At 48.1% G+C, this 17,242-nt stretch carries 15 protein-coding genes; all 15 read left to right on the forward strand.

The annotated features are described in order from the left end of the window. The first annotated feature begins 4 nt into the window (after window positions 1-4). Window positions 5-940, forward strand: coding sequence for a carbamate kinase (arcC, locus tag B5E64_RS13885; RefSeq protein WP_087169058.1), 936 nt, complete (start codon window positions 5-7; stop codon window positions 938-940). A gap of 15 nt (window positions 941-955) precedes the next feature. Then, window positions 956-2,566 carry an L-lactate permease gene (locus tag B5E64_RS13890; protein ID WP_087169059.1) on the forward strand — a complete coding sequence of 537 codons (1,611 nt, stop codon included), beginning with the start codon at window positions 956-958 and terminating at the stop codon, window positions 2,564-2,566. 13 nt (window positions 2,567-2,579) lie between these two features. After that, on the forward strand, window positions 2,580-2,783 hold the full coding sequence (locus B5E64_RS13895; protein WP_087169060.1) for a hypothetical protein: 204 nt from the start codon (window positions 2,580-2,582) through the stop codon (window positions 2,781-2,783). 19 nt (window positions 2,784-2,802) lie between these two features. Further along, on the forward strand, window positions 2,803-4,041 hold the full coding sequence (locus B5E64_RS13900; RefSeq protein WP_087169061.1) for a M20 family metallo-hydrolase: 1,239 nt from the start codon (window positions 2,803-2,805) through the stop codon (window positions 4,039-4,041). Window positions 4,042-4,212: 171 nt separating this feature from the next. Continuing rightward, window positions 4,213-5,877 carry a PucR family transcriptional regulator gene (locus B5E64_RS13905; RefSeq protein WP_087169062.1) on the forward strand — a complete coding sequence of 555 codons (1,665 nt, stop codon included), beginning with the start codon at window positions 4,213-4,215 and terminating at the stop codon, window positions 5,875-5,877. Window positions 5,878-6,014: 137 nt separating this feature from the next. Next, entirely contained in the window at window positions 6,015-7,256 is a 1,242-nt protein-coding gene (locus tag B5E64_RS13910) for a Zn-dependent hydrolase (protein WP_087169063.1), read from the forward strand. A gap of 28 nt (window positions 7,257-7,284) precedes the next feature. Continuing rightward, window positions 7,285-8,442, forward strand: a complete 1,158-nt coding sequence (locus B5E64_RS13915) for an FAD-dependent oxidoreductase (RefSeq protein ID WP_087169064.1) — start codon at window positions 7,285-7,287, stop codon at window positions 8,440-8,442. A gap of 81 nt (window positions 8,443-8,523) precedes the next feature. After that, window positions 8,524-9,318, forward strand: coding sequence for an electron transfer flavoprotein subunit beta/FixA family protein (locus B5E64_RS13920; protein ID WP_087169065.1), 795 nt, complete (start codon window positions 8,524-8,526; stop codon window positions 9,316-9,318). Then, window positions 9,318-10,298 carry an electron transfer flavoprotein subunit alpha/FixB family protein gene (locus B5E64_RS13925; RefSeq protein ID WP_087169066.1) on the forward strand — a complete coding sequence of 327 codons (981 nt, stop codon included), beginning with the start codon at window positions 9,318-9,320 and terminating at the stop codon, window positions 10,296-10,298. Before B5E64_RS13920 ends, B5E64_RS13925 begins: the two co-directional genes overlap by 1 nt. Before the next feature lie 24 nt (window positions 10,299-10,322). After that, a complete protein-coding gene (locus B5E64_RS13930) occupies window positions 10,323-10,847 on the forward strand; it encodes a nitroreductase family protein (protein ID WP_087169067.1) in 525 nt (174 codons plus the stop codon). 164 nt (window positions 10,848-11,011) lie between these two features. After that, entirely contained in the window at window positions 11,012-11,470 is a 459-nt protein-coding gene (locus B5E64_RS13935; RefSeq protein ID WP_087169068.1) for a hypothetical protein, read from the forward strand. 42 nt (window positions 11,471-11,512) lie between these two features. Beyond that, window positions 11,513-12,805: a TrkH family potassium uptake protein gene (locus B5E64_RS13940; protein ID WP_330677465.1), complete on the forward strand. Its 1,293-nt coding sequence runs from the start codon at window positions 11,513-11,515 to the stop codon at window positions 12,803-12,805. Between the two features lie 20 nt (window positions 12,806-12,825). Next, window positions 12,826-13,491, forward strand: a complete 666-nt coding sequence (locus tag B5E64_RS13945; RefSeq protein ID WP_087169070.1) for a TrkA family potassium uptake protein — start codon at window positions 12,826-12,828, stop codon at window positions 13,489-13,491. Between the two features lie 126 nt (window positions 13,492-13,617). Then, window positions 13,618-15,615, forward strand: coding sequence for a beta-galactosidase (locus B5E64_RS13950; protein ID WP_087169077.1), 1,998 nt, complete (start codon window positions 13,618-13,620; stop codon window positions 15,613-15,615). Further along, window positions 15,616-16,965, forward strand: a complete 1,350-nt coding sequence (locus B5E64_RS13955) for a glycoside hydrolase family 30 beta sandwich domain-containing protein (RefSeq protein WP_087169071.1) — start codon at window positions 15,616-15,618, stop codon at window positions 16,963-16,965. Window positions 16,966-17,242: the final 277 nt, after the last annotated feature.

The following is a 17,242-nucleotide window of genomic DNA, read 5'->3' on the forward strand; positions in this document are numbered from 1 at the left end:
AGCCGTGGAAAACAAAAAGATTGTGATTGCCCTGGGCGGAAACGCTCTGGGGAATGACGTGGAAGAGCAGAAAGAGGCGGTTGCGAAGACGGCGGAGGTCATCGTCGATCTGGCGCAGCAGGGCTATCATCTGATCGTGACACACGGGAATGGACCGCAGGTCGGAATGATACAGACCGCAATGGATAACTTTGACAAAGATCTGGCGGCATCCAAGAAAGTTCCGCTTCCGACGAGCGTGGCCATGAGCCAGGGATATATTGGAATTGACCTGCAAAATGCCATCAAGTACGAGCTCTACAGAAGAGACCTTGACATGAAGGTTTCCACCATTCTTTCCCAGGTGGAAGTCGATGAGCAGGATGAGGCATTTGAACATCCTTCCAAGCCGATCGGAAGATTTATGACAGAAGAAGAAGCAAAAGAAAAAGAGGCAGAAGGGATCCGCTGCATGGAAGATGCAGGCAGAGGCTACCGCGTGGTGGTAGCCTCCCCGATGCCGAAACGAATCCGGGAGCTGGAGACCATCCGGACGCTGATGAACGCAGGGCACATTGTCATTACCTGCGGGGGAGGCGGCATCCCGGTGATTAACAAAGGAGGAAAACTTGTCGGTGTGAGCGCAGTCATCGATAAGGATAATGTAAGCAGCCTCCTGGCATCCAAAATCGGGGCAGATTATCTTGTAATTCTGACCGCGGTGGAAAAGGTTGCCATCAATTTTGGAAAGGAAAATCAGGAATGGCTGTCCGACCTCACGGTAGAACAGGCGAAAGAATACATTGCACAGGAGCAGTTTGCAAAAGGCTCCATGCTTCCTAAGATCGAAGCGGCGGTGCGTTTTGCCGAGTCCGGAGAGGGAAGAAGAACACTGATTACGCTGCTTGAGAAGGCAGCGGACGGAATCGCGGGAAAGACGGGTACAGTCATTCATATGTAAATCGGGAGAGATAGTATGAATATACCAGTAAATCTATTTATGTGGGTTTTGGCATGTCTGCCGATCATCGTACTGCTTGTGCTGATGATCAAGTTTCAGTGGGGAGCGACAGACGCAGCTCCGGTCGGACTTGCCATTACCGTATTCACGGGAATCGTATTTTATAAGGCAGATTTGAAAGTGATTGTATCGGAGGGGAGCAAGGGAATCTGGAATGCATTGACCATTCTGATCATTGTATGGACGGCAGTCCTTCTCTATCAGGTCGGGAACGAGACGAGGGCCTTCTTCGTCATCCGGGACGGTATGAGAAAGCTCCTTCCAAACGAATTGCTTTTAGTCCTGGCTATGGGATGGATCTTTGAAAGTTTCCTCCAGGGGATCACAGGATTCGGCGTGCCGGTGGCAGTCGGCGCTCCGCTTCTGATCGGGATTGGAGTCAAGCCGATGTGGGCGGTTATCATTCCGCTTCTTGGACAGTCCTGGGGCAATACCTTCGGGACTCTGGCGGCGGCGTGGGATGCCCTCGCCATGAGCGCCGGACTCAGCGCGGGAAGTAAGGAATATCTGATTACCGCATTCTGGACCGCACTCTTTATCTGGTTCTGGAACATGATCATCGGTATGACAATCTGCTGGTTTTATGGAAAAGGCAAGGCGATCCGCAAAGGCTTTCTGGCCGTGGTTCTGCTTTCGGTAATACAGGGAGGCGGAGAACTTCTGCTGACCCAGGTCAACACGACAATCGCATGTTTTGTTCCGGCCTGCATTTCTCTGATCGCCATTTTGCTGCTCGGGAGGCTTCCGGCGTTCCGAAAGGAATGGAGCGTGGAGGACAGCCGGGTTATGGAGCGGGGAAAAGATACACAGGAAACAGAGGAAAAACCGGAAGGTATGACACTGCTGCACGCATTTGTGCCGTACATCCTCTTATCCGTGATCGCGCTGGTTGTGCTTTTAGTGGAGCCGGTACATACCCTCCTCAGCAAGGTGCAGATCGGATTCTCCTTCCCGGAGACCGTGACCGGATATGGATATGTGAACGAGGCAGTGGAGAGTTTCTCACCATGGACACCGTTTACCCATGCGAGTATGTTCCTTTTTGTATCGGCCGTAATCGGAATGATCTACTATAAGAAAAAAGGGTGGATCCAGAAAGGCGGAATCGGCCGGATCTTTGTCAGGGCAGTCTCCATGACGATGCCGTCCGGCATGGCGATCATCGGACTGGTCATCATGTCAAAGATTATGGCAGGAACCGGACAGACCGAAGTCCTCGCAAATGGAATCGCAGGCGTGCTCGGAAAAGTTTACGTGATCCTTTCACCGTTTATCGGTCTTCTCGGATCATTTATGACCGGAAGCAATATGAGTTCCAATATCCTGTTCGCAGGCTTCCAGTCTACGACGGCGAACCTTCTGAATGTCGATCCGTCCATTGTTCTGGGTGCACAGTCATCCGGCGGCTCGATCGGAAGCGCCATCAGTCCAAGCAACATCGTGCTTGGTACAACAACAGCCAACATACTTGGAAGCGAAGGAAAGGTACTCAGAAAAATTATCGTTATCACGGTGCCTGCAGCGCTGATGATCGGTGTCTTTGTACTGGCACTGACCAGCCTGTAAGAAGGAGGATCACATGGAAGAGAAAGGATTTTTTCAGACAAGACCAGGAAGACTTACAATCGCGTTTTGTGTCATCATGGCGGCGTTTGTCCTCATGCTGACAGGACTTCATTTAGAGAATGACATCCTATGTCTGATCGGATTTATCATGACAGCGGCGGCGATGCTGTATTCCCCGATCGAAGGACATCTGTATGCACGTTTTAAAAATAAATAGAAAGGCGAGGTAACACACTATGGGAATTGAAGAAGTAACAGGAAGAATTGCAGAAAATCTGGAGCACCTGAAACAGTACACAGCCACACCTGGCGAAGGCTGTACAAGACTTCCTTTCACAAAGGAGGCAAGAGACGCGGCTGAGTACCTGAAAGGGCTGATGGAGGCTGCCGGACTGGAGGTCCGTGAAGATGCAGCAGGAAACGTGATCGGAATCATGAAAGGAGAAGACCCGTCACTTCCATGCGTTATGATGGGATCGCACTATGATTCGGTTGTAAACGGAGGAAACTTTGACGGAATCGCCGGCGTCATCTGTGCCATCGAAGTTGCAAGACAGCTAAAGGAAAAAGGCATCAAGCCAAAGAGAAACTTTGCTGTTGTCGGATTCTGCGATGAAGAGGGAATGCGTTTCGGTACCGGCTACTTCGGATCCGGAGCAATGCTCGGACACCGGGATGTAGAGTACTGTAAGAAATTTAAAGATACCGATGGCGTTTCCATTTATGACGCAATGAAAGGTTACGGACTGGATCCGGAGAAGATCGAGGACGCAAAATGGCCGGACGGATCCATTGGATACTTCCTTGAGGCCCATATTGAGCAGGGACCGGTTCTGGATGCTGAGAACATCGAAATCGGACTGGTTGACTGTATCGTAGGTATCCAGCGTTACATGGTGACTGTACATGGAAGATCCGACCATGCAGGAACCACACCGATGGATATGAGAATGGATGCTGTGGATGCTGCCACAAAAGTAATTTCCAAGATTGCTGACTGGGCAAGAGAAAAAGCAGACGGTACCGTTTCCACAGTCGGATATATCAACACCGTACCGGGCGGAATGAACATTGTGGCAGAAGAATGCCAGTTTACAGTGGACATCCGTTCCAAGAACAATGACAATATCAACGATATCGCAAACCGCATCCGTGCAGCACTGGACCGTGAGGTAAAGGCAATGGGCGGAAGCTACGATATCGAAACCAAACTGGTTATCACACCGGTTGACCTTTCCAAAGACATGCTCGGCATCATGGAAGAAAGCTGCAAGGAACATGGATACAGCTACAAATATCTTCCAAGTGGTGCAGGACATGACGCACTGGAAATCGGTCAGGTGCTTCCGACAGTGATGCTCTTTGTACCGAGCAAAGAAGGAAGAAGCCACTGCCCGGTAGAATTTACAAAATACAGCGATTTTGCAAAAGCTTCCACGATTATGACAGAGCTTGCCGAAAAGCTGCTTGCATAAGCATAGCAGAAAAATACCCAAGCCACACCGGCCGCGCTGCAGGATGTTCTGTGGCGCGGCTTTTTGCAACCATTGTTCCGGGGAGTGGACAGAAGGGGAAGCAGGGTATTTCATGACTGGTGAAAGCATGCTATACTGTAGATATTACGAAAAAGAAACGGATGAGGAATCATGGGATTTACAGTAGAAGATCTCCTGCGGACGGAAGAGTGCAGAGAGATGAAACTGCTTTGCGGGGAGCAGGGCCTGAAAAATGAAATCAAAGGGGTAACGATTATCGAAGCACCGGATATCGTCAAGTTTATCAACGGAGGTGAACTTCTGCTTACGGGACTTTATGCATTCAAATCCTGCAGCATAGAAGAGTTTGAGAATTACATTTCAGAATTCCGGAAAAAGAAAATCAGCGGGCTGATCGTAAAGAGGGGACGTCTTGTGGAGCAGGCGGACAGAAAGATCCAGCTTTTACAGGAGTACGCAAGGAAAAACCAGATCCCGCTTCTGGATGTTCCGTTCGGAATCTCGTTTCAGAAGATTCTGGCCATCGTTATGGAGCATCTGTTCAATGAGGAAGTCACGCAGTTAAAGTATTTCAAGACGACCCACGACAACTTTACGGCGCTGACTCTTGGAAACAGCGGCTCAGACAGTATGATCCGGGACATCCTCGACATGCTGGAAAAGCTGATCCGTAATCCGGTGGCTCTCTACAACCAGAACCGGACCTGCTATGCGTCTACGTCGGGTGAGACAAAAGATCTGGAGTTTCTTGAAAATCTTCAGGACTATGATCCGGAAGTGCTGACCAACTATCAGTACTGGAGACAGGAAGGCGAGGAAGTGCAGTATCTGATCCGGATCCGGCTCAATGTGGGTGTTCAGATGTATCTGGTAGTGACGGAGAGAACAGCACCGTTTACAAAGATGGACTGCATTGCTATCGAAAATGCCATTGTGGCGCTTCAGTACGAGTTTTCCAGACAGTTCGCCATCCAGGAACTGGAGAAGAAGTTCCAGAATGATATCCTGAATAATATTCTCAACGGCAAGGTAACGTCCGAGGCGGAGATGGAGAAAAGCGCAGGACTTCTTCAGATGGACAAGGACGGAACTTACCGGGTGATTGTTTTTGGCACAAAAAATGAGGGACATTCACAGAAAGACATCAATGAAAAGCTGATGCATGTCAGTTGTCTCGAGGAAGCGGTCAGAAGGTGTCTTCCGGATCTGAAGATTCACCGGGATCTGGATAAGATTGTTGCCATCAAGGAGGCAGATCCGACGAAAACCCAGGCGGAATGCAGAAAAGAGATGCAGGAAATCCTCAGCCGAGTGCAGGCGGAGATGAAGTATCAGAATAAGAATTTAAGCGTCCGGGCGGGCGTCGGAAGGATCGTAAAGGGGATTGAAAACCTTCCGGAATCCTACAAGGAGGCGGACGATGCGCTCTCCTTCATCGACATCGCAGGAGATATTTCCGGCGACGGGGATGCTTCTGTCATGATGTTTTCCGATTTTGGAATCTTTAAGCTTCTCTGCCAGCTGGATGATCCGCAGACGCTTATGGAATATATACCGGAGTCACTGCAGAAGCTGCTTCAATATAAGAAGCCGCAGCAGGAGGATCTGATTATTACACTGAAATCGTATCTGAAAAATAATCAGAATCTTTCCAAGACCGCGCAGGAGCTTTACGTCCATTACAAGACCGCGGCCTACCGGATCGAGAAGATCGCCCGGATCACGGGCATGGATTTTGACAATGCCAATGAGATGCTTGCCGTCCGGATCGGACTGGTCGTCTGCAAAATGATAGAAAATTACAACAAAAAGTAAAAGAAGAAGATGCTTTTAGGCAGTTTATCCAATCTGGATAAACTGCCATCTTTTTTTTATCATCTTCCGCCGATGTAATTTGTTAAATAATTATCTATACTGATCTCATAAGGAAGAGCCGGAAAGGAAGGGATTACGTGGAAGTTGATGTAAAAAAAGTCATGGAACATCTGGACGAAATCTATCAGTGCGGTGCAAAGCCGGACGGCACTTTTACAAGAATGGCATACTCCGAAGAGGATAAAAGAGGAAGAGCACTTTTCCGGAGCTGGTTTGAAAAACTTGGAATTCCGACACGGGTGGACGAGGCAGGCAACCTGATTGCCCGCATGGAAGGATCCGATCCGTCACTGCCGGCGATTCTTGTCGGCTCCCACCTGGACACGGTGCCGGACGGAGGAAAGTACGATGGAGCAGTCGGATGTATGGGAGGGCTTGCCGTATGTGAGACACTCAAAGCGGCGGGACAGATGCTCCGCCATCCGCTGGAAGTCATCGTCTTTACCGATGAGGAAGGCTTCCGATTTGGAAGCGGCCTGACGGGAAGCAGCGCCATCTGCGGAGAAAAGCTGGATATCAGTCCGGATGATCTGGATATGGACGGAAGAACGAGACGGGAAGTCTTTGAAAGCTGCGGAATTGACATTGAACGTATTCCGGAGGCAAAACGGGATCCGAAGTCCATTCACTGCTTTATCGAGCTTCACATTGAGCAGGGAGGAACCCTTGATAAAAACCAGATTCCGGTAGGAATCGTATCCTCCATTGCAGGCGTGAGCCGGTACGAGGTGACTATCACAGGCGAGGCAAACCACGCAGGAAGTACGATGATGGAGGACAGAAAGGATGCCCTTGTAGCAGCATCGCAGTTTATCGCAGAAGTGCCGAAGACCGTGAAGGCCTGCGGCAACCCATACACCGTAGCGACGGTGGGGACGATCCGGGTGACACCGAATTCTGTCAATGTGGTGCCGGGTACCTGCACATTCCAGCTGGAGATCCGGGATCAGCATGCGGAAGTTATGAAAGAGATCGAGACGAAGATGTTTGCATATCTGAAGGAGATCTGTGAAGAGGGAGGCTATACTTACTCCGTTTCCCCGATTTCCTACCACGCGCCGGCCCCGATGCACGAGGCGGTCAAAGGCGCGATCGAGCGGGCCGTGAAACGGACCGGAACGAAGTACACGGTGCTCCCAAGCGGAGCATTCCACGATTCCCTGCTGATGACAGGGTTCGTACCGACGGGCATGATTTTCGTGCCGAGCGAAAAAGGAATCAGCCATTCCAGATATGAATTTACAAAAGAAGAAGATATCGGACGCGGCTGTAATGTATTACTGGAAACTGTTTTAGAAGCAGACAATATGAAAATGTAATGAAAAAGAATAGAAAGGAGAACATCTTATGGAGAAGAAAAAAATTGGTATCATCGGCGGAGGTATTTCTGGTACATGTTTAGGTTACCATTTAAGCCTCTATGACAACGCGGAAGTGATCGTATTTGAAAAAGCTACGATCGGCGGAGCTTCCACAGCTAAATCCGCAGGAACAGTATGTCTTTTTGATGACTCTCTGAAAAACAGATACTGGGACGTAAGACTTTACGGATTTGAATCCTATCTGAAAATGGAAGCGGAAGAAAAAGGATCCGCTGGATTTGACAAGACCGGCACACTCGTTGTCGCTACAAACGAGCAGGTAGAAGCAACAATCAAAACCGGTATCGCACTTGCAAAAGCAGCAGGATATTCAGGTGAATATATCACAGATAAAGACAGAATCAAAGAGATTCTTCCGGACATCTCCACAGAAAATATTCTTGGAGCCGGATATACACAGGATGACGGCTACTTTGACGGAACCATGATCTCCAACACTTATGCAAAGAAACTGCAGAAAAACGGCGGAGTGATCAAGACCGGCGTAAAAGTGACAGAAGTCATTGTGAAAGACAATAAAGTCAAAGGATTAAAGACAAGCGAAGGCGAAGAATATGAATTTGACTATGTTGTAGACTGTACAGGACCATGGAGCAAATTTACAGGGGAACTTGTAGGTCTGGATGTACCGATCTGGCATACAAAAGCCGAGGCATTCTTCCTTTGCCCTCCTGGAAAGAAACTCAGCTACACATTCCCGGTACTGAAATATCCGGAATTCTATGCTTTAAGAGCGGGAGACAACATCTTTATCTGCAAATCCCACCTCTCCATGGATCTGAACAATCCGATGCATGCAGGACAGTGGGATCCGGACAAACTTCCGGAAACAGGCGGAACAGATGACTACTTCATCGATTTCCTTCTCGACCAGCTGGAAGTAAAAGTTCCGGGCATCGTAGACAGCGGACTCGTATCTTCCTGGCTTTCCTACCGTGCGGAACCAAAGGATTTCCTTCCGATCCTCGGAGAAACTCCGGTAGAGGGATACATCCTCGCTACAGGATACGGCGGAAATGGTGTTATCGAAGCACCGGCAGCAAGCAGAGACCTCGCAAAACTCATTATGCGCGGAGAGTCCACACCGTTACTGGAAGACTGGGCATTCAAACGTCTGCTTTAATATCAGAAACAAACATTGACAGCCCGGCCATGGATCATTTCGTTCATGGCCGGTCTGTTATCAGAATTTCAGGAGGAAAACATGGATATAGCGGTTCTTATTAAACAGGTACCTGTTTCAAACAATGTATCAGTAGATCCGGAGACACATGCCCTCATCCGTGCAAGTGCAGAGGGAATGATCAATCCGGCTGACTTAAATGCAATCGAAGAAGCCATGATGCTCAAAGAGCAGACAGGCGGAAAGGTTGTAGTTTTCACGATGGGCCCTCCGGATGCCGAAAAGGCACTTCGTGAGGCAATGGCACACGGCTGCGATGAAAGCTGCCTGATCACAGACAGGGTAGTAGCAGGAGGCGATACGATTGCGACAGCAAGAGTACTGGCCGAAGCAATCAAAAAATATGGACAGTTCGATCTGATTCTTGGCGGCGCTCTGTCTGCGGACGGAGCAACAGGTCAGGTTGGAGCAATGGTTGCGGAATGTCTTGGAATTCCTCACATCTGTGAGATTCAAAGCATCAAGTATGATGAAGCTGCTCCGGACAAAATCGAAGCGGTGAAAAAAGTATACGGGGAACGTTTCCTTGTACGTACTTCGCTGCCGGCAGTACTGTCTGTAAACTTTGGATGCAATGTGCCAAGACTTGCTACACTTCGTAGTACAAGAGCGGCAAAGAACAAACCGCTTGCTGCCTATACTAACGCGGACCTGAATCTTCCGGAGGACCAGGTCGGAATTAAAGGTTCTCCGACAGCAGTCATCGATTCCTTCGAACCGACAGGAGGAAGAATGGCAGAAATGCTGACCGGAACACCGGAAGAACTGGCTGTGAAACTGAAAGACCTGATCGATGAGGAGAAAGGAAATTTATAATGGCTAATGGAATTTGTATTTTCGCAGAAAATTATAATGGAAAATTAGAGCCGGCTTCTGCAGAACTTGTCTCCGCGGCACGTCTGATTCAGGAAACAACAAAAGAGCAGATCAGCGCGGTTGTTGTGGCAAAGGACTGCGACGGTATTATTGAAGAATTAAAAAATATTGGCGTAGAGAAAATATACGCTGTAAAGACAGATCATGATATCCTTTTTCAGGATGATGCTGCAAGTCAGGTACTTGCTGATATGATCAGAAAGATTGATCCGTCTTCTGTTCTGATTCCGGCGACACCGGCAGGACGTTCCATATTCTCAAGAGTAGCGATGAAATTAAACTGCGGACTGACCGCAGACTGTACAGAGCTGCTGGTGGGCACAAAAGAGGATGGATCCTACTATATTAAACAGAACAAACCATCTTATGGAGAAAACGTTTTTGTTACCATCGTTACAAGAGACGGATACTATCCTCAGATGATGACAGTACGTCCGGGTGTTTACACAATCCCGGAAAAGTCAGAGGGAAACGCGGAAGTTGTCTACATGGATGATATTCAGATCCCGGAATCCAGAATTGAGATCGCGGAAATTCTGCCTCAGGAAGATTCTACAGACAGCATTCTCTCCGCGGAGATTGTTGTCGTAGGAGGAAGAGGAACTCTGGAAGACGATAATTTTGAACTTGTAAAACAGTTTGCGGATAAGATTGGGGCTGCTATCGGCGGTACCCGTCCGATGGTAGATACAGAGACAATTCCGTTTGACCACCAGATCGGTCAGACCGGACTGACAATCCGTCCGAAAATCTGTATTTCTCTTGGTGTATCAGGAGCAATCCAGCACACAGAGGGTATCAAGGATACCAAACTTTTTGTTGCAGTTAATACCGATGAGAATGCGGCGATCTTCAAAGTGGCTGATTATGGAATGGTAGCCGATCTCCGTGAGGTTCTGGAAAATTATCTGAAACTGTAGTACAATACAACTGAGGTGAGACAAATGGAATTATTAGAATTAATGAGAACAAGACACAGCATCCGCAGCTATGGCGATGCGCCGGTATCTGAGGAAGACATCACAAAAATCCTTCAGGCAGGAATGCTTTCCGCGTCAGGAAAAGCAATTCGTCCATGGGAGTTTATCGTCGTGACAGATAAAGATGTCCTGCAGAAAATGTCCGACTGCCGGGCAGGATCTGTGAAGATGCTCAAAGAAGCAGCCTGCGCTATCGTGGTAGTCGGCAATGAGGACGCATCAGATGTCTGGATCGAGGACTGCTCCGCAGTGATGAGCAACATGCATCTGATGGCTCATGCACTGGGACTTGGCAGCTGCTGGGTACAGGGAAGACTCAGAAAAGCAGAGGACGGAAGAGACACGGAAGCATTTGTACGGGATATTCTCGGATATCCGGAAAACTACAAGCTTCAGGCGATTCTTACGGTCGGAGTGCCGGCGGAGGAAAAGAAACCTTATGAGTTAAGTGATCTTCCGACAGAGAAGATTCACTACGGAAAATTCTGATAAAACCCGGTGTCATGCGGGGTGGATCTGTACAGAAAACTGTATAAATCCACCTCGCTTTTTTTGCGTTTTTTTGCGGTTGACAAACGGTATTTTTCGTGATATGTTTAGGACAATTTCGTTATAAACAAGAAGAGAAATCAAGGTGAAAGGCGGTGGAGAATATGGATCTGGTCAAGAAGGTGATAGTGCTTGTCTGCAGTATCATCCTGGTAGGGTTTACCCTGACCGATTTCCATTCTGTCATTGCGGAGGATCCGGCGTATGCCGGACATCTTTTTGTCAATAAACCGGAGAAGCAGACACTCACAGCACATGAGAAGAAAAGCCATCCTGATTCGGACGCCAACAGAGAAGAAGCCGGAATTATGTGGAAGTATCTGAGAAGTGGAAAACAGAAAGCGGCCAGAGGACTGGCACTTTCCACGATCTTTCTGGCCGGGTCGGCTGCTGCATTGTTCCGGATTTTTGAAAACCGGCATTATCTGGGAGGTCTTCTCCTTCAGGTAGTTTATATGGCACGGTTCCTTTATGAACTGTCAGTGCAGAAAGACAAGGACGGCAAGAAAAGAACTTCCGCACGGAGGCTTCTGCTTTCGTTCCAGGACAGTTCAAAAATATAAGGAAGACGTGAAAGGAATTAAGGGAAAACCATGGAACGGTTTATGAATTTTATAAAGCGTCAGTCACCGGGGCTTGTCATCACATCAGGGTTTGCCATTGTGATTTTCATTGGAGCTCTGCTGCTTTTGCTTCCGTGTTCCGTGAAGGACGGGGCGACAGTGACATTTGTGGACGCACTCTTTACATCCACGAGCGCAGTCTGTGTAACCGGACTGATAGCCATTGATACGGCAGATCATTTTACTGCGATTGGACAGGCTGTTGTAGCACTGCTGATTCAGATCGGAGGTCTTGGAGTGACATCTGTCGGAGTCGGAGTTATGATCGCGGTAGGACACCGCGTCAGCTACAGGAGCCGGACACTGATCAAAGAGGCACTTAATGTGGATACCTACAGTGGAATTGTGAAGTTTGTAAAAGCGATTCTTCTGACGACGTTGTTTTTTGAAAGTTTGGGAGCAATTTTAAGCTTTATCGTATTCAGTCAGGATTATCCGACACTTCATGCCCTTGGAATCAGTGTATTCCATTCCATTGCGGCGTTTAACAATTCGGGATTTGATATTCTGGGCGGTTTGAGAAATCTGATCCCGTATCAGGAGAATGTCCTGCTGAATCTGACCACCTGCGGATTGATTTTCTTTGGCGGTATCGGTTTCCTTGTCATTATGGATATTCTGAAGCAGAGAAAATTCAAGAAGCTTATGTTTCATTCAAAAGTTGTACTGACAACAAGTATTGTCCTGATTATTGTAGGGACAGTCCTGCTAAAGCTGACCGAGCACATCACATGGCTTGGCGCGTTGTTTCACAGTGTTTCGGCGAGAACAGCAGGTTTTTCAACATATCCGATCGGAAGCTTCAGCACAGCCGGACTCTTTGTCCTCTGTGTTCTGATGTTTATCGGTGCTTCTCCGGGATCAACCGGAGGCGGTATCAAGACGAGTACATTCTTTACCCTTGCACAGGCAGTCCGGAGTATGTTTTCAAAACGTGCGGTTGGCGCATTTAAGAGAAGCATCTCAAAACAGAATGTCAGCAAGGCGTATGCGATCACACTGCTTTCTGCAATTGTCGTGGTCGTAGCGGTATTTTTGATGTGCATTATTGAGCCGGATATCGACTTTATGAAAATCCTTTTTGAAGTGATTTCGGCGTTTGGTACCGTAGGACTTTCTACCGGCATTACGCCGGATTTGAGTGATCCGGGGAAATTGATCATTATCCTTGTCATGTTTATTGGAAGACTCGGAGCTATGACCCTGATCACCATGTGGGTAAACCGGCCGGAGCCGAATATCCGGTATGCGGAAGAACAGATTTCAGTTGGTTAAGAGAAAGGAATAAAATAGAGATGAAAAAGAAAGCATCAGCAAAAACTTTTGGAGTGATCGGGCTGGGACGTTTTGGTATGGCGCTTGCCATGACGCTTGCAAAAGGCGAGAAAGATGTCATTGTTATTGACGAAAATGAAAGTAAAGTAAGAGAAATGAGACCGTACACGGATTATGCATTTGTGACAAGCAATTTGAATGAAGAAAGCCTTCGGGAGGCGGGCATCCAGAATTGTGACGTGGTAATTGTCTGCATTGGTACGAATGTAGGAGTTGGAATATTAACAACACTTAGTGTCATTGAGATGGGAGTACCAAGAGTGATCTCCAAGGCGCTTAGTACAGAACAGGGAGCGGTTTTGAAAAAGATCGGTGCAGAGGTTGTCTATCCGGAAAAGGATATGGCATATTTCCTCGGGAAACGTCTGATTTCCGATAATTTTCTGGACTTCATCCATCTGAATGACAGCGTAGAGATCCGGCAGGTACGTGTATCCGGAAGCGCGAGCGGAAAGAGTATTGAAAAACTTGCTCTTCGGAAACACTATCAGTTGAATATTATCGCTTTGGAAAGAGAGAATAAGACAACGATAGAGATCCACCCGGAAGACACTCTCAGAGAAGGCGATATCATTTCTGTAATCGGAAAGGTCGAAGATATCGACGCTTTTGAAAATCAGCTTTAACAGATAAGATAAAAGGTTCTCCTGACAGGAGAGCCTTTTTCGATGTGCAGAACAGTCAAAAAAGAGGTGCATTGTGAGCTGATTTCTATATAATAGAAAGCAGGAATGAAAGGAGTGAAACAGACGATGGAAAAGGAAATCTTGTTTGGCGCTGCATACTATCCGGAGTACATGCCGTATGAAAGAGTAAAAGAGGATATCCGGATGATGAAAGAAGCGGGAATGAATGTGGTGAGAATTGCGGAATCTACATGGAGCACGTTGGAACCGGAAGATGGTGTATTTGATTTTTCCTATATCGACCAGGTTATAGAAGAAGCCGGTAAAGCCGGAATGAAAGTGATTATCGGGACACCGACCTATGCGGTACCGTCATGGCTTTGCAGGAAAGATCCGGGTGTACTGGTAGAAACCGGACAGGGAGAGTCTTACTACGGAAGAAGGCAGATTTTCAATCTCCTCAATCCGACCTTCCGATGCCACGCAGAGCGGGTTATCCGAAAGCTGGCGGAACATACGGCCGGAGCCGGACCGGTAATAGGATTCCAGATTGATAATGAGACAAAACACTACGGAAATATGGGCAGGGAGATACAAGCCGCATTCAGAAAGGCCATGGAAGAAAAATTTCAAACCACGGAGAATCTGAACAAGGCCTTCGGACTTGCCTACTGGAGCAACTCGATTCATAACTGGGAGGATTTCCCCGACATGAGAGGCTGTATCAACGGCGGTCTTGCCTCTGAGTTTTCTGCGTTTCAGAGAAAGATGGCAGCGGATTATCTGATGTGGCAGGCGGATCTGATCCGGGAATACAAGCGGGAAGATCAGTTCATTACCCACAATCTGGATTTTGAATGGAAGAAATTCGGGGCCGATATCGCGCAGGACGGCTATTCCTACGGGGTGCAGCCGGACATTAACCATTACGAGGCAGCAAAAGCGCTGACCCTTGCAGGTACGGATATTTACCATCCGACACAGGACGATCTGACCGGAGCAGAGACGGCCTTTGGCGGAGATTCGGTCCGAAGTCTCAAAGACAGCGGATATCTTGTTCTGGAATGTCAGGCACAGGCTTTTAAATACTGGACGCCGTATCCGGGGCAGCTGAGACTTCAGGCATACAGCCATCTGGCTTCCGGCGCCATCGGAACACTTTACTGGAACTGGCATTCCATTCACAGCGGATATGAGACATACTGGCGGGGAGTTTTAAGCCATGATCTGGACACGAATCCGGTCTACGAAGAAGCCGCTGTTATTGGAAAAGAATGGTCAAAACTGGGAGAAAAAATCAACGGACTGCAAAAAAAGAACGAGATTGCCCTTGTAATTGACAACCATTCGATGTCAGCATTGAACTGGTTCCCGATTGATAAGGATCTCAGTTACAACGACGTTGTAAGGTGGATGTATGACAGCCTTTATGAGATGAATCTGGAGTGCGATGTGGTGGATGTCCGGGCGTTGGACCCGTCCAGATATAGGATGATTGTGACGCCGGCGCTTTACAGTGTGTCGGAGGAGATGCTGAAAAAGCTGGAGACATTTGTCAGAAAGGGAGGCGTTCTGGTCAGCTCCTTCCGCTCCTTTGTGGCGGATGAGTACCTCAGAGTGTACCATGACAAGGCACCGCATCTTCTGCACGAATGCTTTGGAATGAGCTACAATCAGTTCACCGAGCCTGGACGCACCCGGCTGAAAGGAAAAGAAGTCCGGTACTTTGCAGAGCTTCTGAAAAGGGAGGGAGCCGAAAGCATGGCGGACTATGAGCATAAATACTGGGGCCGGTACGCGGGAATGACGCATCATGTGTTCGGGGAAGGACATGCGTATTATCTTGGATGTTGGACCTGCAAAGAAACCCTCAAGGAGCTGTACCGGACGGCGGCAGAATCCGCGGGAATTTCCTGCCCGGAACTGGCCTGGCCGGTAACAGTAAGAAACGGAGTGAACCGGGAAGGGAAACAGATTCATTATCTGCTGCATTACAGCGAAGAGGAACAGGAAATCCTCTGCCCGTATGATAATGCCGTAGATCTGCTGACCGGGAAATCATACCGGAAAGGGGAGCCAATCTGTCTTTCGGACTGGGATGTGAAAATACTGGAGGAAGCGTAGATGAAAGCGTTTTTATATACGACAACAGAACAGAGTGAATTTCTGGAAAAGACAGTTCTGTCAGAGAAGATTGACGAAGAAGAAAACCATGTATTGAATATTTATGAAAATCTGAAATACCAGACACTGGAGGGCTTCGGAGGAGCCATTACCGATGCGGCCGGATATGTATTTTCCGAAATGTCAAAGGAGCAGCAGGAGGAAATGCTCCGAATCTACTTTGATCCGGAAGAGATGCGTTACGGACAGGCCCGGATCCATATGGACAGCTGTGATTTTTCCACCCATATGTATGAGGCGGACCCGCATGAGGACGATGAAGAGCTGGAACATTTTTCCTTCCATGATACAGAAGCCTATATTCTGCCGCTTCTTGAGGCTGCCGAAAAGACTGCCGGGAAAAAACTGAAAATCATGCTTTCCGCCTGGTCCCCTCCGGCATATATGAAGACCAACACCAGCCGGAAAAAGGGCGGCTCCTTAAAGCCGGAATACCGGAGCAGGTGGGCCGAATATCTGTGCCGGTATGTGGAAGAGTTCAGAAAGCGCGGCTTTGAGGTTGCCCGTATGTCCATCCAGAATGAGCCGAAGGCTGTACAGGAATGGGATTCCTGCATTTACACCCCGCAGGAGGAGAAGGAATTTCTCCGGGACTATCTTGTCCCGGCCATGAAGTGCCACGGACTTTCGGATGTGGAGATCTTCATCTGGGATCACAATAAGGAACGCCTTTACGACCGGGCAAGAGAGATACTCGATGATACGACAAGAGATCTTGTCTCAGGTCTGGCATTCCACTGGTACAGCGGAGATCATTTCGAGGCACTGGATCTTGTGAGGGAGCAGTATCCGGAGCAGAAGCTGATTCTCTCGGAAAGCTGTCTGGAATTTGGCAAGTATGAAAAGCAGGCAGAGCAGGAAAATGCCGAACGTCTTGCACACGATATGATCGGCAACCTGAACCATGGAATGTGCTCCTTCTACGACTGGAACATCCTTCTGGACAGCGAAGGAGGCCCGAACCACGCACAGAATTACTGTGATGCTCCGTTTTTGTTTGACATGAAAACGAAAGAGCTGGAACACAGGAAATGCCTGAAATACTACTGGCATTTTGCGCACTTCATTCAGCCGGGTGCCGTCCGGCTTGCAGTGACACGCTACACGGACGAACTGAATTTTACGGCATGGAAAAATCCGGACGGAACCATCGTCTTTGTTGTTCTGAACCGGACGGATGAAGAGAAGGAATGTAACCTGAGATTCCGGCACGAATTGTTCCACTGGGATGCGGCGCCGCACAGTATTGCAAGCGGGATCATTATAGAGGAGGAGAAAGACCGTGATTAAAAATCCGATTCTTCCGGGGTTCAATCCGGATTCATGACAGGGCATTGCTGTTTCTGCCATAAATGAAAAAGGCTTTAATGTCTCAGGTGCAAATCAGATCCGAATACGGTTATAAATGGGAAGTTCTTTTTTTAATCCGTAGCAAAGCAATAAAGTGAGCCCCTTGTCAAGGACATCCGAAAAATTTTTTGTCTGGATTTTATAACAGCTTAAATGCTGATGGTAACTCGTTGGTTTTAATATATTTATAGTACTCGTTTGGAGACATTCCATGGAG

The sequence above is a fragment of the Drancourtella sp. An12 genome (assembly GCF_002160935.1).
Classification (GTDB): domain Bacteria; phylum Bacillota; class Clostridia; order Lachnospirales; family Lachnospiraceae; genus Sellimonas; species Sellimonas catena.